The organism is Citricoccus alkalitolerans (assembly GCF_039528175.1).
Lineage (GTDB): Bacteria > Actinomycetota > Actinomycetes > Actinomycetales > Micrococcaceae > Citricoccus > Citricoccus alkalitolerans.
In genome coordinates this window covers 1,288,923-1,308,965 of the sequence record NZ_BAAALH010000002.1, presented here as the reverse complement: position 1 = coordinate 1,308,965, position 20,043 = coordinate 1,288,923, and the positions used below count along the sequence as shown (strand labels likewise).

At 70.4% G+C, this 20,043-nt stretch carries 19 protein-coding genes; 3 read left to right on the top strand and 16 right to left on the bottom strand.

Features of this window, described 5'->3' with window-relative positions; all coding sequences use genetic code 11:
- Positions 1-47: 47 nt before the first annotated feature.
- The 4 genes from ABD134_RS11810 to trhO form a co-directional block, all read right to left on the bottom strand.
- Positions 48-767 carry an ArsR/SmtB family transcription factor gene (locus ABD134_RS11810; protein WP_344229691.1) on the bottom strand — a complete coding sequence of 240 codons (720 nt, stop codon included), beginning with the start codon at positions 765-767 and terminating at the stop codon, positions 48-50.
- Between the two features lie 45 nt (positions 768-812).
- Complete coding sequence (locus tag ABD134_RS11805) at positions 813-2,711, bottom strand: DUF7059 domain-containing protein (RefSeq protein ID WP_344229689.1); 1,899 nt, start codon at positions 2,709-2,711, stop codon at positions 813-815.
- A 65-nt stretch (positions 2,712-2,776) separates the two neighbouring features.
- Entirely contained in the window at positions 2,777-3,442 is a 666-nt protein-coding gene (locus tag ABD134_RS11800) for a hypothetical protein (RefSeq protein ID WP_344229687.1), read from the bottom strand.
- Positions 3,439-4,326: an oxygen-dependent tRNA uridine(34) hydroxylase TrhO gene (trhO, locus tag ABD134_RS11795; protein ID WP_344229685.1), complete on the bottom strand. Its 888-nt coding sequence runs from the start codon at positions 4,324-4,326 to the stop codon at positions 3,439-3,441. The genes ABD134_RS11800 and trhO overlap by 4 nt, the downstream gene beginning before the upstream one ends.
- Before the next feature lie 153 nt (positions 4,327-4,479).
- Here trhO and ABD134_RS11790 point away from each other — a divergent pair, with 153 nt between their 5' ends.
- Positions 4,480-5,193 (top strand): GNAT family N-acetyltransferase, encoded by a 714-nt coding sequence (locus ABD134_RS11790; RefSeq protein ID WP_344229683.1) that lies wholly within the window; start codon positions 4,480-4,482, stop codon positions 5,191-5,193.
- Between the two features lie 99 nt (positions 5,194-5,292).
- Positions 5,293-7,719 carry a DEAD/DEAH box helicase gene (locus ABD134_RS11785; protein ID WP_378108307.1) on the top strand — a complete coding sequence of 809 codons (2,427 nt, stop codon included), beginning with the start codon at positions 5,293-5,295 and terminating at the stop codon, positions 7,717-7,719.
- Here the strand turns inward: ABD134_RS11785 and ABD134_RS11780 are convergent.
- The 10 genes from ABD134_RS11780 to ABD134_RS11735 all read right to left on the bottom strand — a co-directional run bounded on the left by ABD134_RS11780 (position 7,644) and on the right by ABD134_RS11735 (position 15,634).
- Positions 7,644-8,081 (bottom strand): Rv3654c family TadE-like protein, encoded by a 438-nt coding sequence (locus ABD134_RS11780; protein ID WP_344229679.1) that lies wholly within the window; start codon positions 8,079-8,081, stop codon positions 7,644-7,646. The genes ABD134_RS11785 and ABD134_RS11780 overlap by 76 nt on opposite strands.
- Positions 8,078-8,593 carry a TadE family type IV pilus minor pilin gene (locus ABD134_RS11775; protein WP_344229677.1) on the bottom strand — a complete coding sequence of 172 codons (516 nt, stop codon included), beginning with the start codon at positions 8,591-8,593 and terminating at the stop codon, positions 8,078-8,080. Before ABD134_RS11775 ends, ABD134_RS11780 begins: the two co-directional genes overlap by 4 nt.
- A 163-nt stretch (positions 8,594-8,756) precedes the next feature.
- Positions 8,757-9,056 (bottom strand): DUF4244 domain-containing protein, encoded by a 300-nt coding sequence (locus ABD134_RS11770; RefSeq protein WP_344229675.1) that lies wholly within the window; start codon positions 9,054-9,056, stop codon positions 8,757-8,759.
- A 209-nt stretch (positions 9,057-9,265) separates the two neighbouring features.
- Positions 9,266-9,736, bottom strand: coding sequence for a type II secretion system F family protein (locus tag ABD134_RS11765; RefSeq protein WP_344229673.1), 471 nt, complete (start codon positions 9,734-9,736; stop codon positions 9,266-9,268).
- Positions 9,733-10,407, bottom strand: coding sequence for a type II secretion system F family protein (locus ABD134_RS11760; protein ID WP_344229671.1), 675 nt, complete (start codon positions 10,405-10,407; stop codon positions 9,733-9,735). The genes ABD134_RS11765 and ABD134_RS11760 overlap by 4 nt, the downstream gene beginning before the upstream one ends.
- Positions 10,391-11,683 (bottom strand): TadA family conjugal transfer-associated ATPase, encoded by a 1,293-nt coding sequence (locus tag ABD134_RS11755; protein ID WP_344229669.1) that lies wholly within the window; start codon positions 11,681-11,683, stop codon positions 10,391-10,393. Before ABD134_RS11755 ends, ABD134_RS11760 begins: the two co-directional genes overlap by 17 nt.
- Positions 11,680-12,777, bottom strand: a complete 1,098-nt coding sequence (locus tag ABD134_RS11750; RefSeq protein WP_344229668.1) for a hypothetical protein — start codon at positions 12,775-12,777, stop codon at positions 11,680-11,682. Before ABD134_RS11750 ends, ABD134_RS11755 begins: the two co-directional genes overlap by 4 nt.
- Positions 12,778-12,930: 153 nt before the next feature.
- Positions 12,931-13,758 carry an NUDIX hydrolase gene (locus ABD134_RS11745; protein WP_344229666.1) on the bottom strand — a complete coding sequence of 276 codons (828 nt, stop codon included), beginning with the start codon at positions 13,756-13,758 and terminating at the stop codon, positions 12,931-12,933.
- Positions 13,755-14,573, bottom strand: coding sequence for an endonuclease III (gene nth, locus ABD134_RS11740; protein ID WP_344229664.1), 819 nt, complete (start codon positions 14,571-14,573; stop codon positions 13,755-13,757). The genes ABD134_RS11745 and nth overlap by 4 nt, the downstream gene beginning before the upstream one ends.
- On the bottom strand, positions 14,570-15,634 hold the full coding sequence (locus tag ABD134_RS11735; RefSeq protein WP_344229662.1) for a hypothetical protein: 1,065 nt from the start codon (positions 15,632-15,634) through the stop codon (positions 14,570-14,572). Before ABD134_RS11735 ends, nth begins: the two co-directional genes overlap by 4 nt.
- Positions 15,635-15,945: 311 nt before the next feature.
- Here ABD134_RS11735 and ABD134_RS11730 point away from each other — a divergent pair, with 311 nt between their 5' ends.
- The gene (locus ABD134_RS11730; protein WP_344230878.1) at positions 15,946-17,952 is read left to right on the top strand and encodes an acetate--CoA ligase; all 2,007 of its coding nucleotides are present in this window, start codon (positions 15,946-15,948) and stop codon (positions 17,950-17,952) included.
- A 136-nt stretch (positions 17,953-18,088) separates the two neighbouring features.
- On the opposite strand, the gene ABD134_RS11725 is transcribed toward ABD134_RS11730, so the two are convergent.
- Both ABD134_RS11725 and ABD134_RS11720 read right to left on the bottom strand, forming a co-directional pair.
- Positions 18,089-18,223: a methionine/alanine import family NSS transporter small subunit gene (locus ABD134_RS11725; RefSeq protein WP_344229660.1), complete on the bottom strand. Its 135-nt coding sequence runs from the start codon at positions 18,221-18,223 to the stop codon at positions 18,089-18,091.
- A 1-nt stretch (position 18,224) separates the two neighbouring features.
- Complete coding sequence (locus ABD134_RS11720; protein WP_344229658.1) at positions 18,225-19,955, bottom strand: sodium-dependent transporter; 1,731 nt, start codon at positions 19,953-19,955, stop codon at positions 18,225-18,227.
- Between the last annotated feature and the right edge of the window lie 88 nt (positions 19,956-20,043).

Here is a 20,043-nt window from a genome sequence, read left to right as displayed (position 1 = left end):
GCACCGCGCCCCCGGTTCTCGACCGTCGGCGCGCCCCGGACTCCCGATCAGGTGTGACCGGGGGTTTCCGGGGCCGAGTCTGCCAGAACTGAGACGAGGTAATACACGCGTTCGGCATCCACCGAGCGCTCGGAGGCGGGGTTGAGCTCTTCGAACTCGTCGATCAGCGCGGCGAGGCGGCGCTGGAACTCGGCGCGCTGCTCGGCGTTGACGAACACCATGCCGGTGGACAGCACCGGGGACCGGCGCCGGCCGGGCTCGTGGGCGCCGATGTCCCGTCCGTCCAGGGGGGCGTTGGCGTCCTGGGCGGTGGCCACGGCCTCCTCCGCCGCCTGGCGCAGGAGCTTGTCCTCGGTCTCGCGGCGGGCCACCTCCTTCATGATCCGGTCCCGGAAGGTGTTCAGTTGGACATCGATGAACGCCTGCTTGGATGCTGGGGTGTGGTTCAGGGAGTCGACGAGCAGCGAGTAGCCAGCCGCCTTCCAGCGCCGCTCACGGCCGTCCCCCTCCGAGGGCGAGCGTTCCACGAAGCCGTATTTCTCCAGGGCTCGCAGGTGGTAACTCATGGCGGAGGGGGTCAGGCCGCACCGGGAGGCCAATTCGGTCGCGGTCCGGGTGGACTGCGAGGCGTAGAGCTCCTCCAGTGCCTCCAGCCGTGCCTCGTGGGCCAGGGCCCGGATGGCCTGGGGATCCGAGATGACCACCGGCCGTCGGGCGGCCGGCACCGTTCCGCCTCCGGGGGTCGGAGCGGTGTCTAGTTCAGTCATGGACCAAGATTCTAGGCAGTTCTTTCAGATTTAGCGTGTCCTCGTTCACATTCCGGACGGTATCGGTGCGGTAACGGTCAGGAATCCGTCCGTCAGCAGCTCCGCCACGGCAGTGACCAGGGCCCGCTCCCCCTTCTCGTCCAGGTCCAGAAGTCCGGCCACCGCACCGGTCAGCTGCCCCACTGAGAACTCGCCGTCCGCTGCGGACAGAAACCCGGCGGTGGCGGTGTCCACATGCGCCGTACGCCGGAAACCGCCGCCCTGACGAGCCAGGATGATCTCCGGGTGGTCGGAGCCGAAGCGCTGGTGGCGTTCCTCGGTGACATCCCCGGGGACCGTGACATGCAGCCCCCTCAGCGCCGTCAGGCCCCCGGTGCCTTCGGCGTCTCCGGTTACCAGGTCCCAGCGGTCCACCGCCTCGCCCCAGGCCGGGCCCAACGGCTGCTGCAGCTCGGACTCGAGGACTTCCGTGCGGATCCGGCCGGCCCGCGGTGCGGCCGGCCGGCGCAACCACACGTACCCGAACCCGACGGCAGCCACTCCCCGTTCTCCGAAGTCCTCCAGGTAACGCCGGTACCCCGCTGTATACCTCGCCGGGTCGAGCTGCTCGGAGGAGTCCTGCAACCAGGTCTCGGCGTAGCCGGCCGGGTCCAGGAGATCACGCTGGATGAACCAGGCGTCGACGCCGGAGGGCACCCAGGAGCGGGGGCGCACCTCCCATCCGGGCAGCTGGGGGCTGGCGGCCCCGGCCACGCGGTCCGATGCGCCCTCCGTGACGCCGTCCGTGGCTCTATCCGTGGTGTCACCTGAGTTGCCGTCCGTGGTGCCGTCCCAGGCACCGTCCGGGCGGCCGTGGATCTCCCAGTTGCCGAGCATCTGCGCCATGCCGCCGGGCTCGAGGTGCTCCGGCAGCGTGGCGACGAGCTCGGCCAGCAACCGGTCTCCGGGGCGGCCGCCGTCCCGGTAGGTGCTGATTCCGTCACCGACCTCCCCCGTGAACCGGTCCGGCTCCGAGCCCGAGCGGGGAGTGATGACGTACGGCGGGTTGGAGACGACCAGGTCGAAGCGGTGGCCGGCCACCGGCTCCAGCAGGTCCCCCTGCAACAGGGTCACGCGCCCGCCGAGCGTGAGGGGGAAGCGTCCGCGGTTGCCCTGCGGCGGACCGTCCCGCTCCGGAACGTCTGTCAGACTCAGGTCCAGGCCGAGTGCCTCGGCATTGAGGGCCAGGTTGAAGGCTGTGAACTCGAGCGCCCGGACGGAGAGGTCCGTGGCGGTGACGTGGTCGGCATGGGTCAGCAGGTGCAGCGTCTGGATGCCGCAGCCGGCGCCGAGGTCGAGTGCCTGGTCCACCGGCCGGCGGATCACGTTGCCCGCCAAGGTCATCGACGCCCGGCCGATGCCGAGTACGTGCCAGGAAGGCAAGGTGGTCCGGGTCTGCAGGGCGGTCTGGTCGCTGGCCACCCAGACGTCCCCGAGGTCATCCGTCGAGTAGGGCGAGAGGTCGACTACCGGGCGGAAGTCATCATCCCGGAGCCAGCCCAGGTTGAGCTCTGCGGCACCGGCGGCCGTCAGCGTCGGCAGGGCGGCGTCCAGCGTGGCGGTCGGCACCGGGTCGCCGAGCATCCAGCAGGAGACGATGGCGGCGAGCGCGCGCTCGGAGCCGGGCGCGCCGGCGTCGTGCAGCACCTGGGCGAGGCGGCGGCGAGCCGGCTCGGCCTGCTCGCGCTCCAGCGCGGCGATGGCCATCTCCCCCAGCAGATCCCCGACCGCCTCCGTGGTGTAGGGCAGGGCGCGCAGATCGACGGCCAGGGCAGCGACTGCGGCGTCGGCGACGGGCACGGTGGCGGGGACGGTGGCGGGAGCCCGGTCCCACCGCGGCGGGTCGACCATCGCTTGGTTGAAGGGCTGCTCGGTGCTGGCGGTACTGGGACGCGGATCGGTCATGACTCCATTGTGGTGCGTGGCCGGGGCCGCACTCGCATCACTGCTGCGCCCCTCGCCGCGCTGCCTCACGGTGCTGCCGCGAGGAGTCCTTGCCGGAGTTTCTCGACCTGCCGGTCGAAGGCCGCCACCACGGTCTCCGGGTCAACGAGGATGCCACTGACCATGACGTGGTGATGGCCCACGGTCTCCACCGCGATGGTCACGCTGGCGTCCCCGAGCAACTCGTCTCCGCTGCTGTGTGCCATCAGGCCGTCCCGGTCCCCGGGCAGGGGCGCCACGGTGACAGTGGCTTCACCCTGGCGCAGTTCCGCGCCCTCGCAGTCCCGGCCCACCGCGGTGTAGAGCGGTCCCGGTTCCGGCCCGTCTCCGTCCTCACGGGCGAACAGTGCGGCGGACAGGACGGGAGGCAGATAGGCGTCTTCGTAGCCCTCCACCACACTGACGGCCTCGGCCGCACCGGCGGTGGTCTCAAACGAGGCGGATTGCAGGGCCTGCAGTGCGTCGGCGCAGGCGCCCTCAGCCTGGGAGGGGTCGTCGACCACGGTCGCGATCAGGCTCGGGTCGATCTGCTCCCCCGGGCCGCCGGCTCCCTCCAACCCATACTCGTCCATGGTCAGGAGCATCGCCCGGAGCTGATCCTCGGACTGGGGAGGGGTATCCGCCGGGTCAGGTGCCCCACAACCGGTCAGCAGCAGCCCCGCGAGGGCCAGTCCGGCAACCTGGCGTCTCACCGGCACACCGCGCAAGTGCGGTCAGGGACGGCGAGAGAGCAGGCATCGCACACGGTGTCCAGGGTCTGGCAGGACGGATCGGAGCAGTTCCGCAGCTGCGAGGTGGGACCAGCACAGAGTGTGCACTTGCCGATCGTCGCGGACTGGTCTGAGAACTGGACCCGCATGCGCTGGTCGAAGACGGCCAGGGATCCCTCCCAAAGGCCTGAGTCACCATAGACCTCCCCGTACTTCACGATCCCGCCGTCCAGTTGGTAGACCTCCCCGAAGCCGCGGTGGTGCATCAGTGCCGTCAGAACCTCACAGCGGACCCCGCCGGTGCAGTAGGTGACCACGGGCTGGTCCTTGAGGTGGTCATAGACGCCCGAATCCAGTTCGGAGATGAAGTCCCGGGTGGTGACGGTATCCGGCACCACGGCCCCGGCAAATCGGCCGATCTTCGCCTCCACGGCGTTGCGCCCGTCGAAGAACACCACGGGGGTCCCGGCGGACTCCTTTTGCTCGACCAGCCGGTGCAGGTCCTCGGGCGTCAGGTGCACGCCGGTGTCCTGCACGCCGTGCTCGGTCACGACGATCTCGTCCTCGGCGTCGAAGGCCACCAGCTCAGGCCGCACCTTGACGGACAGCCGCGGGAAGTCCTTTTCAGAGCCGTCGGACCACTTGACGTCCAGACCGGCGAACGGACCGTACGTTCGGGTGGTCTTGACGTACTGTTTCACGGCGTCCAGGGGTCCGCCCACGGTGCCGTTGATCCCGTGCGGGGACACGATGATGCGCCCGGTCAGCTCCCAGCGCGAGGCCAAGGCGTGCTGCCAGAGGCGTACGGCCTCCGGATCGGCCAACGGGGCGAAGCGGTAATACAGTGCGATCTTGGACTGGCTCACCGCATCAAGGGTAGTCCGGGACGCTCCCACCCACGAGGTCCGTCCGGGGACAGTGCCGTGCACGGGAGCCGCAGGATACGGACACGTGACGATTTGACCCGGATGTTGGTCCGACGCGTGCGGGCACCCTCCGGCTCGGGCTAGTCTCGTCCCATGACTTCTGCCTTGAATGACGCGCTGGTCAGCACCTGGGTGACCGGCTGGTCCCGCTGCCGGAACTACGACGTGCAACATGACGGCGTGGTCCACGCATCCCTGCGCAGTGGAGTCCAGGCCGGTGACGGACAGGACTGGGAGTACGTCCTGGCCCACCCGGACGAGACCGCCCTCAAGGCCGTGTCCGCCGAGGTCCAGAACCATCCCGGTCGACTGCTGACCGTGGTCGGTCCGCCGCCCACCGTGCCGGCCAGCGTCCCCCTCAAGGCGCTCTCCACCGGTGAGAAGCTCATGGTGTCGGACATGGGAGGCCAGGACGTCGAGGCCCCCATCGTGCCAGAGGAGTTCGAGGCCTCCGTGGAGCGCAAGAATCCGGACTGGTTCCTGGTGACCATCACCAGCACGGATGAGCATCCCCAGGGCGAGGGCGCCGTGGCGGCCCGCGGACGGGTGGCCGCCGTGGACGGCTACGCCGTGTTCGACCGCATCTGGACTTCCCCAGACTTCCGCCGGCAGGGCCTCGGTTCGCTGGTGATGCGCTACCTCGCCTCGCTGGCCCTGGAGCACGACGTCGAGGAAGGCCTGCTCGTGGCCAGTGCCGACGGACAGGCCCTCTACGGCCACCTCGGCTGGACCGAGCTCGCCGACGTCACCGTCTACGGCGCGCTGGAGGACGATACCGAGAATCCGTCCCACTCGGACGCCGGCTGAGTGGACCCCCGCCGGGAACACCCCCGGTACGGCCACGGGGACAGGGCCGGGCAGCCAGCCGGTGGACCACGCACGGATGACCCCCGGGACGCGGAGGCCCTGAGCCGCACGCTTGGCCGCCGCTCCATCCCGCCTCAATTGCTCCACGTCCGGCACCTGCCCGAACGGCGGGCCATCACTGTGCCCTGGCCGGAGGGCACCCCGGATGACCTCATCCACGCACTCGGGGGCTCCGGGGCACTGGAGCCCTGGAAGCATCAGGCCGAAGCGGCTGGCCTCGCGGCCGCCGGGACCAACGTGGTGCTGGCGACGGGAACGGCGTCGGGCAAATCCCTCGGCTACCAGCTCGCCGCCGGGACCGCCCTGCACGACGACCCCACCGGGACTGTGCTCTACCTGTCCCCCACGAAGGCGCTCGCGGCCGACCAGCTCAACGCCTGGCGCGCCCTGGCCCGGGACGGCGCGACCTGGCTGCGGCCGGCCCCCTACGACGGGGACACGGACATCGCCGACCGAAAGTGGGCGCGCGAACACGCGAACGTGCTGCTGACGAACCCGGACATGTTGCACGTCGGAATCCTGCCGCACCACGAACGCTGGTCCCGGTTCTTCCGGAGGCTTCGTTTCGTGATAGTGGACGAGGCCCACGTGTACCGCGGGGTCTTCGGCTCCCATGTGGCGGTGCTGCTGCGTCGGCTGGCCCGGGTCTGCGCACACTACCGGTCTGGGCGCCAGGATGGGACCGAGGTCCCGGGCATCCCGGGACCGGTCTTCATCGGGGCCTCGGCCACCAGTGCCGACCCGGCCGGGTCCTTCTCGCGCCTGATCGGGGCAGACGCGGTGGCCGTGACCGAGGACGCCTCCCCCCACGGGGCCGTCACGGTCGGCTTCTGGGAACCGGAGCTCACAGACCGGCGCGGCGAGAACGGCGCACCCGTGCGCCGTTCGGCCACGGCCGAGGGGGCCGGGATGATGGCCGACCTGGCCGTCACCGGCACCCGGACCATTGCCTTCATCCGCTCCCGCCGCGGAGCCGAGGCGATGGCCTCCGCCGCCAAACGTGAGCTCGCGGAGGTGGACCCGTCCTTGCCGCCCCGGGTGGCGGCCTACCGAGCCGGCTACCTGCCCGAGGAGCGCCGCGAGGTGGAGACGGCCCTGCGCACCGGCCGGTTGCTGGGCGTCGCCTCCACGCCGGCGTTGGAGCTGGGCATCGACATCGCCGGACTCGACGCAGTGCTGGTGGCCGGCTGGCCGGGCACCCGCGCGTCGTTCTTCCAGCAGGTGGGACGCGCCGGACGGTCGGGGCAGGAATCGGTGGCGCTCTATGTGGCCGGGGACGATCCCCTGGATACCTACGTGGTGCACCACCCGGAAGCCGTTTTCGAACTGGCCGTGGAGGACTCGGTCACGGACCCGACCAATCCGCACATCCTCGCCCCGCACCTGTGCGCCGCGGCCGCCGAGTTCCCGCTGGTCCCGGGCGGACTCGGTGACTTCGGAGACCCGGAGGAAGTCCGCGGACTCGTGGAACAGCTCGCCGAGGAGGGCTACCTGAGGCGCCGTCCGGCCGGCTGGTTCTGGACCCACCCCGAGCATGCCGCCGGATTGGTGTCCCTGCGGGATGACGGCGGCGGACCGGTGAACATCATCGAGACCGAGACCGGCGCCCTGCTGGGCTCCATGGGTTCCCCGCAAACCCACTACCAGGCCCACCCCGGTGCCGTGTACGTCCACCAGGACCGGACGTACCTGGTGGAAGACCTTGACGAGGATGCCCACGCCGTCCTGGTCACGCGGGCGTGGCCGGATTTCTTCACGCAGGCCCGGGACATCACCGAGATCGAGATCCTGGACACCGTCCACCGCGTGGACGCCGGTGACCTGCAGTGGTGCACGGGACCGGTGAAGGTCACCACCCAGGTGGTGTCCTACCAGCGCAAGGCCCTCGTCTCCGGTGAGATCCTCGGCGAGGAGCCCCTGGAGCTGCCCGCCCGGGACCTCTTCACCACGGCCGTCTGGTTCCACTGCCCCTCGGAGGTGCTCGTGGCCGCCGGCCTGACGATGGACCGGCTCCCCGGGTCTCTGCACGCCGCCGAACACGCGATGATCGGGCTGCTGCCCATCGTGGCCTCGAACGACCGCTGGGACATCGGCGGGGTATCCATGGCCCTGCACCCGGACACCGGTCAGCCCTCCGTGTTCGTCTACGACGGTCACCCTGGCGGTGCCGGGTTCGCCGAGCAGGGCTTCACGGAGGCCGCGACCTGGCTGCAGGCCACCCTGGACACGGTGCTCTCCTGCAGTTGCTCCACGGGCTGCCCGTCCTGTGTGCAGTCCCCGAAGTGCGGCAACCGCAACAACCCGCTGGACAAGGAAGGAGCCGCCACCCTGCTGACGTTCGTTTTGCAGGGCGTCCGGATCGCGGCGGCACGATCGTTGCGGGCCGCCGCTCATCGCGGCACCGTTGGCGCTGGCGGTCCGGCCCTGGCCATCCCTTCGGAGGACCACGGCAGTGCCGACTCATAGCGGGTGCGCACGCGCACGGTGCCGTCTGAGGCGGCAGCGCACTCGGTGATCGTGGCCCCGTGGCGAGCGGCCGTCTGGGCAGCCAGGACGCAGGGATCGGCCAGCACCAGTCCACGGGCGGCGTCGGCGGCGGCGAGCGCCGCGAGATCCGCGGCTCCGGAGGCTCGTGCCGCCGCCGTGGCCGCGGTGCCCAACGCCGCCGTGGCTCCCAGCAGCGCCAAGGTCAGGAACACCGTGGCCAGCACGGTGACACTGCCGGCGCCCTGTTCACACTGTTCACCTCGTTCGTCCTGTCCGCTTGGCTCTCCCTGTTCGTGGTGTTCGTGGTGTTCGTTCGACCGGCGTGCCGTCGCCCGGTTCATGGTGCCCCCGTGGGAGGCACGGCCCACTGGTCCGGCGCGTGAGCCGTGGCCTCGAGTTCCCACCCGTCCCACCACGCCAGGGGCCCGGGAGGGGCGTGGGCCACGGTCACAGCCACCCAGCCGAGGCTCCGGTCACTGCTGAGTTCCGTCGCCTCACCGGCCATGCGCCGGGCAGTGGAACGGACGTCGGCCTCGTTCTCTCCCCGGGCCAGCTCGCGGACCGAGGCTGCCGCGGCTTCCTCCAGCCGGACCTGCTGCAGGGTTGCGGCACCGGCGAGCAGGGCGCCCACCAGCACCAGGGCAGCGGCCGGCAGCATGACCGCGTATTCCGCGGTGACCGACCCCCGTTCGGCACCGGCAGTACCGGCGGGACCGGAGGGGCGCTCGGGCTGCCGCGTGAGTGCGGAATCGGCGGGAGGGCCGTGAAATCTGGTGGGGCCAGGAGCAGCGGAACGGCCTGGCCCCGTAGATCCGGTCAAGGGGAGATGTTCGGTCGGAGGACGGCGGTCCATGGCTTCCTCGTGTCTTGGGGTCTCGCTCGGGAGGGGCGGGAACAGCGCGGGTGGTCGGCGGGTTTCAGCAGGCTCCATCCACGCCTGATCGGCCGGGTCTGCCCCGGATACCGGGCCCCGCCGGGAGGGGTGTCGGCGGAACCCGGTACCCGGTGGAGGGTCCTCAGCCGAAGCTGAGTGCGTTCTTGACGATGTCCAGCAGCAGTCCCTGCACATCGGACCCGGCGAGGACGACGGCCAGGACGCCGGCAAACCCGACCGCGGCGAGCGTGACGATGCCGTATTCGGCTGTCTGTGCACCGGTCTCATCGCCCCAATCCGGGGCCGTGCCGTGGCGGCCCTGCACGGCGGGGACGGTGGAGGCGCTGTCCGTCATGCTGGTGGTGCTGGCGGTACCTCCCGGCCGGTGGACTCCGCTGGCCGTTCGCGGGGCATGGTGTTCGTGCTGCAGTGTGGTGGTCATGGCGTCTCCTCTGGTGTGATGGCGGCCGGTGTGGTCGCCTGCTTCCAGCCTCCGTCGGTGTTCTCCTCCGTGGGGTGCGGAGACTGGCGGATCTGGACGGCTGGGGCGTGTTGGGGCGGTGTGGAGGACTGCGCTGGGTTTCCAGCGGTGGACGGTCGTCCCTTGGTGGACCCCGCGTGAAGGCGTCCGGGCGGGCATCGAGGCGGGCTTCACGGCAGCAGAGCCAGGACGAGCGGGACCACACCCAGGCAGAGGAATGAGGGTAACTGGCAGAGCCCCAGTGGCAGGACCAGCCGGGTGCCCAGTTCTGCGGCCCGTTGCTCGGCCCGGCGTTTCCGGTTGCGGCGGAGCGTCGACGCTGTAGAACGCAACAGGGCAGCCGTGGGCGCTCCGGTGAGGTGGGCGAAGCGGAGCTCGCCGGCCAGTTCCTGCAGGTCGGGGTCGCTGGCTTCGGGCTCATGGGCCGACCAGGCATCATCCCAGTCGACACCGGCGCGCAGCAGGGCGGCCACCCGCCGGACCGGCGCCGCCCCGGGAACATGGGTGCCCAGAAGGTCGAGACCGGAGACGAGACTCTGCCCCGTCTCCAGCAGTCCCGCCACCAGGTCCATTGCCAAGGCGGCGTCCAAGGTGTCCGGTGCTGCCGAGGCGCCGGGCCGGACGGTCCTGCTCGTGGTCATGTGGTCTCCTCCGACCGGCGGATCAGTGCGCGGGTCCAGAGATGACCGATCACGGCCAATCCCACTCCGGTGCCGATCACGAGCCAGCCGAGGGTGCCGGCCAGCAACTCGGTGGGCGGCCCCCCGACCAGGGCCGTCATCGCGATCCCGGCGAGCGGCAGGAAGCCCAGCAGTTGTGCTGTGGAGCGCGGGCCGGCTGCTGCCGCGTCCCGCGCCTGTTGGGCGTCCTGACCCTCCTCCAGGGCGTCGGCCAGACGCTCGAGCAGCCCGGCCAGCGGAATCCCGGCGTGGTGGGAGACCGCCAGGCATCCATCCAGCTGGCGCCAGTGGCGGCCCTGCCCCAGTGCCTCCACGGCAGCGAACGGCTCGCCGCCGAGCATGTTCTCCAGGTCAGCCGAGACCAGGACGTGGTGCAGGCAGCATCCCGCCCGACTGGATGGCCGACGCGGCGTGCCTAACTCCTGTGGCCCGCCCTGGCACCGCTCGTAAAGCCCCGAGAGTTCCGCCCAGACCCGCTCCGGGCGACGGCCGGCCTGCAACAGGGCGGCCGCCCGGCGGAGCAGGGCGACGAATTCCTCGGTCTCGTGCTCACGCCGGCGCCGTGCGTGCCCCGGGATCCACTGCAGCCACCGGGACCACCACCGGCTTCGTCGTTCAGGTCCCGATCGCATGCCGGCCCCCGCTCCGCCGCAACCCCGGGTCTCGATGCACCTCGGCAGCGGACAGACCGTCCAGCATCCCCTGGCCGGGCCCGGCGGTCAGGGCCGTTCCGACCAGGGAGAGCGCCGGGATGACGCGCAGTGTGCCAGTCCGGGCGGCGTCCCGGTCCACGACGGCCAGCTCCACGGGATGCCGTCCGGCATCGGTTCGTTCCAGGTGAAGGACCGCACCCACCGCACTGGAGGCTTGCAGCGCGAGGGCCTCCGACCCCAGGCCGGCCAGTGCGCCCATTGCCTGCAGTCGGGCCGGGACATCTGAGGCGGAGTTGGCGTGCAGTGTTCCGGCGGCGCCCCGGTGGCCGGTGTTCATGGCGGCGAGGAAGTCCGCGACCTCCGCCCCACGGCACTCTCCCACGACGAGTCGATCGGGCCGCATCCGAAGTGCCTGCCGGACGAGTTCGGACAACTCGACGGAGCCGGCGCCCTCGGAGTTGCCGGAACGGGCCTGCAACGAGACCACATGGCCGTGGCGCGGGCGCAGCTCACGGGTGTCCTCCACGGTGATGATCCGTTCGTCCCCGGGGACCTCCGAGAGCACCGCGGAGAGCAGGGTGGTCTTCCCGGAACCCGTGGCCCCGCTGATGAGCAGGTTGGCGCGAGTGTGCAGCAGTTGCCGCACGGCGGCCAGCCACCGCGTCCCGTGGGGCCAGCGCCGGGCCAGGTCCTCCAGACGCGGTGGTTCCGGTGCGGCCAACCGGACACTGATCTGGGTTCCGCCCGAGGCCAGCGGCGGCAGGATGGCGTGCACCCGGGCACCGGTGACCTGTGCGTCACCGAACGGTTGGCCCTCGTCGAGCCGCCGGCCACCCTGGGCCAGCAACCGGACGGCCAACCGGCGGGCGTCGTCGGCCGGCAGGCACCGGCCCGTGTCCCGGAGGCCGTCCAGGCCGTCTGTCCAGATGGTTCCGGAGCCGTCCACCAGGACATCCGTGACGCCGGATGCCCGTGCTGGGCCAGCGAGTGGGCCCAGCCCGGTGAGATCGTCCGTCAGCGCCGTCATCTGGGCGGATGCCTCCTGCGGGGTGGTCACCGGCAAGTGCCGGCGGACAGCCTCGGCTGCCAGCTCCGGCGGCACGGTCTCGGGCCGACGAGTACTGCGGTCCTGGTGACGGGCGGGGTCTGCGAGGCGGCCGGCGAGCCACCGGCGGGCCCGTTGCCGTCCCGCTGAGGTTCCGGCAAGGCGCCGACCTGCTCCGGATGGTGGTTCCGGCGACCATCCGCGGCTCATCGCAGTGCCCGTCCGGCCACGGGCCGGCCGGATTCCAGGGTCCCGGCTCGGTCCAGCCGTAGGTCGACCTGCGCGGCCAGCCTTCGGGCGGAACCGCGCCGACTCGACCGACTCCAGGAGGCCAGCGACGTACCGTCCCAATCCCGTGCTTCGACCCGCACAGAGCCGATGGGTTCCCTCGCCAGGACTGTTCCTCGACGGACGTCCCGGTGCCCTGAGGCGCGTGATGGCCGCTGGCGTGGCGTGACCTGCAATAGCACGTCGGCCGGAAGCTGCCGGCCGGCCGCCGGTCCGCGATCTGTGCACACCAGCAGGGCCATCCCGCGTTCGGCCCGGTCACGGGCCAGGTCCTGGTCCTTGCCGACGTCGACGACCGTCCAGGGGAACGTCTCCACGGCCACCTGGACCCAGTCCTCGCCCCTCCAAGGGCCGTCAGCGGACTCCGATGAGGTCCAGCCCCACCACCGCACGCCACCGGCCCCGGGCAGGTGTGAGGCCAGGGCGGGTCCGGGAACCGGCAGTTCCTGCATCCCGTCCCAACTCACGCATCGATCCACAGGAGGGGCCAGGGCACGAAGCCGTGCACTCAGACTCCCCTGAGGACCTTGGGCATCCACGAGCAGGCCACGACCGGGGCCGCCCAGCAGCAGTGCCAGGGCCCAGGAAAGCCCGGGCCAGTGCTCGTCCCCGTCCGCGCCCGGACCATCGTGGACCACCACCGCCGCGCGCCCCCGGGTGGGTGGCTCGGAGTTCGCCGGACGGGTCCGCGCCAGGAGGCGACAGAGCTGCTGAGACCGGGAGGGCAGGCAGAGGGCATCCGGAGGCGCGGACGACCCGTCCAGGGTGACGGCCACGATCGGCGGTTCCGGCCGTTCCTGTCCTCCGTCTGATCCCGGCGGCGTCTCCGGGCCGTCCGTCTCCCCCGGGGCGAGTCCCCAGAGGACGAGGGCCGGGGGCTGCGGGGCAGCCCGTTGGCCGTGCGCGGCGGCCATCCACTCGGGGCGTGGCACGACGCGCAGCCGGTGTCCGACTGCGGCAGCACAGGCGGCCACCTCGGTGCACAGCAGTTCGGACAGGAGTGGGGTGCTGCCCACCAGACCATGCGGGACCCGTCCGTCCCGATCCGGTGGAGAAACGAACAGGACGGTCAACGGTGAGGATGCTCGGACGGCCATGTTCCCAGCCTGTCCGTCTGGCCCCCCGGTATGCCCCTCACAGTCCGGCAGTTGTGGAGGACCTGCCTGGGTTCAGTCGTCTGTGGAGGATCTGGCGTCCGACAGGTCAGCGCGGGGCACCGGCATGGACGCGTCCCAATCGGTGATGTCCACGATTCGGCCGCGGTCCCAGTCCTGGGTCCACCCCAGCAGATCGAGGATCCGGTCGATCAGGATGGCCGTGAAGCCCCACACGAGGGTGCCGGAGACCAGGAAGGCCGGGCTTCTGAAACGCCGGTTGACGCGCGCCGCTCCCCGGGACAGGGACGTGGTGATGCGGTTGGCGGGGTCCACCAGGTCGGCCACGGGCACCCGGAACACACGGGCTGCTTCTCCCTCGTCCACCACGAAGACCTCGGAGGGCCGGTCCCACCAGCCCAGGACGGGATGCACCCGGAAGTTCGAGACCGTGAGCGGGGCCGGCGGCAACGTGCCGATGACCCGCACGCCGTTCCGGTCCAGGCCCGTCTCCTCCTCGGCCTCCCGCAGGGCGCAGTCGCTGAAGTCCACGTCCCCGGGGTCCCGGCGACCTCCCGGGAAGGCGACCTGGCCGGGGTGGTGGCGCAGGGCGAAGGACCGCTGGGTGAGCAGAAGGTCCAGGTCCTCCGGTACAGCAGTGCCGTGGAAGTGTGCCGGCTGGCCGTCCAGGGCCCCGAACAACACCAGCACGGCGGAGTCCGAGGGCTCCTCGGCCGAGTCCGGGGGCGCCACGGTGAGGCCGAAGTCCCAGCCCCGGCCGTCGTCGGGAATCCGGGATGAGTCCGGGGCAGACGGCCGCCTCGCCGCCAGGCCCGGGTCCAAGGTCCCGTAGCGCTCCACGAGGGACCGCAGGTCCGCGAGCGCCCCGTCGATCTGCATCATGCCCCCAGGCCGTAGCCCTCGGCCCGCAGCTCGGCGCGGGTGGCGCCGGCAAGCATCTTGGCCAGCAACTCCTCCCGGCCCGGCGCCAGCTCGTACTTCAGCAACGACGCCGCCGCGTCCGGATTCGTCTCCCCGATCCCGAAGGAGGGGCACCAGCGGGCGACGGGGCAGGCCCCGCAGGCGGGACGCTTGGCGTGGCAGACGCGGCGACCGTGGAACACCAGACGATGGGAGAGCATGGTCCAGTCGCGCGGCTCGAAGAGTTCGGCGACCTCGTACTCGACCTTGACCGGGTCCTCCTGCACCGTGAATCCGAGCCGCCGGGCCAGGCGCCCGAAGTGGGTGTCCACCGTGAGCCCGGGAATCCCGAAGGCATTGCCCAGGACCACGAAAGCCGTCTTGCGCCCGACCCCGGGCAGTCTCACGAGTTCGTCCACCGTGCCGGGAACCTCGCCGCCGTGGCGTTCGACCAGGGCCCGGGAGAGGCCCTGGATGGCGGTGGCCTTGTTCCGATAGAAACCCAGGGGCCGCACGATGTCCTGCAGCTCGCGCTCGTCGGCGTGGGACATGGCCTCGGCGTCCGGGAAACGAGCAAACAGCCCGGGAGTGGTCGCGTTGACCCGCACATCCGTGGTCTGCGCCGAGAGCACCGTGGCCACGAGCAGCTCGAAGGCGTTGGTGAAATCGAGCTCGGCGACCGCATAGGGATAGGCCTCGGCCAGCACGCGGTTGATCTTCCGGGCGCGGCGTTTCAGGGCGAGGGTGCTTTCCCCGGCGCTGGCGACGCCGGCCGGAGCGGAGTGCTTGGCCGTCACGCGCGCTCGATGTCCGTGAGGTCCTCCAGCACGCCGGTGCGGCCGTCCGTGTTCTGTACGAGGAACTCATGGCCACGGTCCTCGAGGGCCAGGATCCAGCCGCCGGGTTCGAGTCCGAAGGCCGGGCTGCCGTCCTCAGGGTTCATGGCCGTCCGTCGCGTTCCCACGGCGAACCAGAACGCCTCATACTCGGCTGGTTCCGTGCCCCGCGGAGCTGCCGGTCCGGATTCCAACGGATCGATCGGTGCCGTGTGCCGAACTTCCGGCCCCGGTGACGAGGGAGACGGCTGGAACGGTTCCGACGGCCCTGATGGCGCAGAGGTCGCCGTCGCCTCGTCCGCTCCACCGGGTCCAGGGGACGGGTCCGCGGTTCCCGAGTCGACCGCCGGTGCTCCGAACGCGGCGGTCGCCGAGGCCTCAGCCTCGGCCGTGGGCCGCGGGCGAACGCGGGTCATCCCGAGCTCGTCCTCGATCTCGGCCACGGACCGTGAAGGGCCGCCCGAGCTGGACTCAGGGGACGCAGTGGGCTCCGGCGAGGACCGGTGCTCCTCATGGGCCTCCCGCGCGGGGCCACTGGATGCCGTGGGTCGGGCGGCTCCGGATGATCCGGCGAAGAGCGGGGCGATGAGGGAGCGCATCGGTGAGGTGGCCACCAGCCCGAAGGCTCCGGCCAAGCCGATGAGCAGGACGGGGTCCAGGGTGGTGACGAAGGTGATGAAGAAGTAGGAGAGCGCCAGCCAGGCCGTGACGTGCGCGAACTGTTCGGTGCTGAGCGAGCCGAGGCGAGGGCCGGCGTCGCCGGTGGACGTCCCCGCGGAGGCTGCGCGGGCCAGGATGAAGCCGGCCGCGACGAGGGGCATCAGGACGCCGATGCCGAGGAAGAACAGGTTGGTGCTGCCCCACAGGTTCAGGCCCCACCGCGAGGTGGCCAGGGGGACGATGGACCCGGCGAGGACCGCGAGGACCGAGGCGAGGAAGCCGACATCCCAGCTGGACAGCCTCAGCCCAGAGCCGGGACCACCGGCCTGTGCGGTAGCGGTTGAATCCGGTGCGATGGTCATGTCGTTCCTCCTGTGCCACCCGGAGCGGGCGACTCCCCAGCGATTGATCCAGACCGGACGATGCTCGCCGGTTCCCCGATGGATGGTCTCCGCACCATTCAACCAGTCGCACCCGGCGCTGTCCCCCCAAGTTGACGTGCGCGGCTTCACACCCTCGACTGTGGCGTTAGGCTGAAGACGAAGCCACCTGTGACCCTGCTTACACCCCAGGCTCTTACGGTGGTCCTCATCGACCGCGCCACAAAGGAGTACGCATGAGCACAACAGCGTCCAACGAATCGGCCTCCGCAACCGCCGACGGCGGCGGCACCATGGACACCCTCTCCCACGAGCACCGGAGCTTCCCGCCCTCGGCGGAGTTCGCCGCGCAGGCCGTGGCCGGGGCGGCGCGCTATGAGGAGGCCGCCGCGGACCGGCTGGGCTACTGGGCCCACCAAGCACGTGAGGTACTGGACTGGGACCAGGACTTCACCGAGGTGCTCGACTGGTCGGACGCCCCGTTCGCGAAGTGGTTCGTCGGCGGCACCACCAATGCCGCCTACAACGCCCTGGACCGCCATGTGGAGGCCGGGCTGGGCGACCGCGTGGCCATCCACTTCGAGGGCGAGCCCGGCGACTCGCGCTCCTGGACCTACGCCGAACTCGCTGCCGAGGTCCGGCGGGCCGCCAATGCCTTCGAGTCGCTCGGCGTCACCAAGGGCGACCGCGTGGCCGTGTACATGCCGATGATCACCGAGACCGTCATCACCATGCTGGCCTGCGCCCGGATCGGTGCGGTCCATTCCGTGGTCTTCGGTGGCTTCTCCGCCGATGCCCTGCGCTCGCGCATCGACGATGCCGAGGCCAAGCTCGTGGTCACCGCGGACGGCTCCTGGCGGCGCGGCAAGCCCTCCATGCTCAAGCCGGCGGTGGATGCCGCGCTGGCCGAGCCCGGCCATTCCGTGGCCCATGTCCTCGTGGTCCGGCGCAACGAGCAGGACGTGGAGTGGACGGCAGACCGGGACCTGTGGTGGCACGACGCGCTGGGCGAGCAGTCAGACGAGCACGAGCTGGTCTGGCACGACTCCGAGCACCCGCTGTACATCCTCTACACCTCCGGCACCACCGGCAAGCCGAAGGGCATCCTGCACACCACGGGCGGATACCTGGTGCAGACCGCCGTCACCCACCGGGACACCTTCGATCTCCATCCCGAGACGGACGTGTATTGGTGCACCGCCGACGTCGGCTGGGTCACCGGGCACTCCTACGTCGCCTACGCGCCCCTCATCAACGGTGCCACCCAGGTGATCTACGAGGGCACCCCCGACTTCCCGCACAACGGCCGCTGGTGGGAGATCGTGGCCAAGTACGGCATCAGCATCATGTACACCGCCCCCACCGCGATCCGCACGTGCATGAAGTGGGGCCGGCAGGTGCCGGACACCTTCGACCTGTCCTCGATCCGCGTGCTCGGATCCGTCGGGGAGGCCATCAACCCCGAGGCCTGGATGTGGTACCGGGACGTTATCGGCGGCAACGCCGGCGCGGGGACGAAGGACGACGACGGCTCCGTCACCCCGGGTGCCCGCAAGGAACACCCGGCCCCGATCGTGGACACCTGGTGGCAGACCGAGACCGGCGCCCACATGATCTCACCCCTGCCCGGGGTCACGGCCACCAAGCCCGGCTCGGCGCAGACCCCCGTCCCGGGGATCACCGTGGACGTGGTGGACGAGACCGGCCGGTCCTTCGAGGGCGCCGGTGCCGGGTTCCTGGTGATCCGGGATCCGTGGCCGGCCATGCTGCGCGGCATCTGGGGCGACCCCGAGCGCTTCAAGGAGACCTACTGGTCCCGGTTCGAGGGCATGTACTTCGCCGGGGACGGCGCCCGCCGGGACGAGGACGGGGACGTCTGGGTCACCGGCCGTGTGGATGACGTCATGAACATCTCCGGCCACCGCCTCTCCACCTCGGAGATCGAGTCTGCCCTGGTGTCCCACCCGATCGTGGCGGAGTCAGCCGTGGTCGGCGCCACCGATGCCACGACCGGCCAAGCGGTGGTGGCATTCGTGATCCTCACCGAGGAATCTCAGGCGGACGGAGCGGTCGATCCGGTCCAGACCGAGGCCGACCTGCGGGCCCACGTGGCCTCCGAGATCGGGGCCATCGCGAAGCCCAAGCACATCCTGGTGGTGCCGGAGCTGCCCAAGACCCGCTCCGGCAAGATCATGCGCCGCCTGCTCAAGGACGTGGCCGAGGGCCGCGATCCGGGCGATGCGTCCACCCTGTCCGATCCCACGATCATGCAGCAGATCGCGGAGTCACTGCGGAAGTAGAAGCAACAGCAGGGAACAGCTCCGGACACAGCAATGGTGCCGGGCCACAGTGTTCATCACTGGTGGCTCGGCACCATTGCTGTGTCCAGCCGTCCTGTCCTGCAGACAGCCACACAGCGGGACGTGGCTGCGCGGACTAGCTCCGGTCGACCGCAGGCTCGTCACCGGAGAGATGGTCCGGGTTCTTCAACAGGTGGATGAGCGAAGCGGCCATGCCGCCCCACACCACCACGATGGCGATGATCAGGAACACGATGGCAATCGGGTCCATGTCAGACTCCCTTCTCGGGGTGCTCGGGATGGGTCGGGCTGTGCGGTCGCTCAGCGCTGCCCGCATGCTGGGGGCGGGAGGGGGCGTCGGCATGACGGCCTTGGCCGCTCTGGCCGCCGTGGCCTCCTCGCACTGTCCGGTCTCCGGTGGTGGCCCCCACCAGCCCCTCGTCCCCGATGACGGACTCAGGGCCGAGGTTGTCATTCAGCTCGCTGTGCAGGGCCGACTTCTGGGACCAGGGCAGCAGAGACAACAGGACGGCCACCACGACCAGCGCGATCGACATGCCCCAGCCGAAGGTGCCCACGAACCAGGCTGGGAGGTCCCCGTAGCCCTCGGTGGCCTTGAGCACCACATCGGAGATCCAGATGTAGGCCAGCACGATCGGCAGGACCACGGCCACGAGAGCCTTGTAGATCCAGCCCACGCGGAACGAGGAGACGGCGTTGAGATGGCTGACCATGCGGTCCAGCCGGCGGAGCACCCACGAGACCGTCACGACCGCCACCAGGGCCGCACCGACGATGCCGAAGCTGTTGGCGAAGGCGTCGGTCACGTCCAGGACGTTGATACCGGACGTCGTGCTGAACAGCAGCAGCGAGATGATCCCGGCAACGCCCACCACGACGGTCACCGTGGTCACACGGCTCCAGCCCAGCTTGTCCTTGACCGCGGAGACCACCACTTCGAGGATGGAGATCAGCGAGGTGAAACCGGCGAACACCAGGGAACCGAAGAACAGCACCCCGATCAGCGCCCCGGCGGGCGCCTGGGAGATGATCGTCGGGAAGGCGATGAACGCCAGTCCGATGCCATTGGTGACCACATCCGCGACGGCCACACCGTTGGCCTGGGCCATGAACCCGAGAGCGGAGAACACGCCGATGCCGGCCAGCACCTCGAAGCTCGAGTTCGAGAACCCGACCATCAGCCCGGAACCGGTCAGGTTGGTGCGGCGCTTGAGGTACGAGGAATAGGTGATCATGATGCCGAAGCCCACGGACAGGGAGAAGAAGATCTGGCCATAGGCGGCGATCCACACCTGCGGATCGGTGAGCACGGACCAGTTTGGGGTGAACAGCGCGTTCAGGCCCTCAGGGGCACCGGGGAGGAACAGGGCCACGATCACCAGGATGATGAACATGGTGGCCAGCACGGGGATGCCGATGAGCGAGGCCATCGCGATGCCCTTCTTGACACCGGCGCCGAGGACCACGAGCAGGATCAACCAGACCGCGAGCATCGGCCAGAAGACCGCGGGGACGAACTCGAGGGTGGGCGCCACTCCCTCCGGCACCTGCAGATACTCGCCGAAGAAGAAGACCTCCGGGTCCTCCCCCCAGCGTTCCCCGAAGGAGAACCACGTGTACATCGCGGCGTAGGCGATGATGGCCGCGTAGTAGACGCCGATCACGAAGCAGATCAGCACCTGCCACCAGCCGATGGACTCCGTCCACTTGCTCAGCCGCTTGAAGGCCAGGGGCGGAGAGCCCTTGAAGCGGTGGCCGATCGCGTAATCGAAGAACAGCAGCGGGATGCCTGCGGTCAGCAGCGCGATCAGATACGGGACGATGAAGGCGCCGCCGCCGTTCTCATAGGCGACATAGGGGAAGCGCCAGATGTTGCCCAGGCCCACGGCGGAGCCGATGGCGGCGAAGATGAAGGCCCAGCGGGTCGCGAATTGCTCGCGGCTCGCCTTGCCACCCTGAGGTAGTGCGGTCTGCGTTGACACGGAGGTCCTCCCGGTCAGTAACCCAACCCACTCGGCCCGGTGCCGTTCTGAGGGTGATACGGCGGGGGGTCGGCGGTGCGGTGCGAAA

Coding starts and splice junctions, on each gene's coding strand:
- ABD134_RS11810 (WP_344229691.1), bottom strand. CDS start 767: ATGACTGAACTAGACACCGCTCCGACCCCCGGAGGCGGAACGGTGCCG.
- ABD134_RS11805 (WP_344229689.1), bottom strand. CDS start 2,711: ATGACCGATCCGCGTCCCAGTACCGCCAGCACCGAGCAGCCCTTCAAC.
- ABD134_RS11790 (WP_344229683.1), top strand. CDS start 4,480: ATGACTTCTGCCTTGAATGACGCGCTGGTCAGCACCTGGGTGACCGGC.
- ABD134_RS11780 (WP_344229679.1), bottom strand. CDS start 8,081: ATGAACCGGGCGACGGCACGCCGGTCGAACGAACACCACGAACACCAC.
- ABD134_RS11775 (WP_344229677.1), bottom strand. CDS start 8,593: ATGGACCGCCGTCCTCCGACCGAACATCTCCCCTTGACCGGATCTACG.
- ABD134_RS11770 (WP_344229675.1), bottom strand. CDS start 9,056: ATGACCACCACACTGCAGCACGAACACCATGCCCCGCGAACGGCCAGC.
- ABD134_RS11765 (WP_344229673.1), bottom strand. CDS start 9,736: ATGACCACGAGCAGGACCGTCCGGCCCGGCGCCTCGGCAGCACCGGAC.
- ABD134_RS11760 (WP_344229671.1), bottom strand. CDS start 10,407: ATGCGATCGGGACCTGAACGACGAAGCCGGTGGTGGTCCCGGTGGCTG.
- ABD134_RS11755 (WP_344229669.1), bottom strand. CDS start 11,683: ATGAGCCGCGGATGGTCGCCGGAACCACCATCCGGAGCAGGTCGGCGC.
- ABD134_RS11745 (WP_344229666.1), bottom strand. CDS start 13,758: ATGATGCAGATCGACGGGGCGCTCGCGGACCTGCGGTCCCTCGTGGAG.
- ABD134_RS11735 (WP_344229662.1), bottom strand. CDS start 15,634: ATGACCATCGCACCGGATTCAACCGCTACCGCACAGGCCGGTGGTCCC.
- ABD134_RS11730 (WP_344230878.1), top strand. CDS start 15,946: ATGGACACCCTCTCCCACGAGCACCGGAGCTTCCCGCCCTCGGCGGAG.
- ABD134_RS11725 (WP_344229660.1), bottom strand. CDS start 18,223: ATGGACCCGATTGCCATCGTGTTCCTGATCATCGCCATCGTGGTGGTG.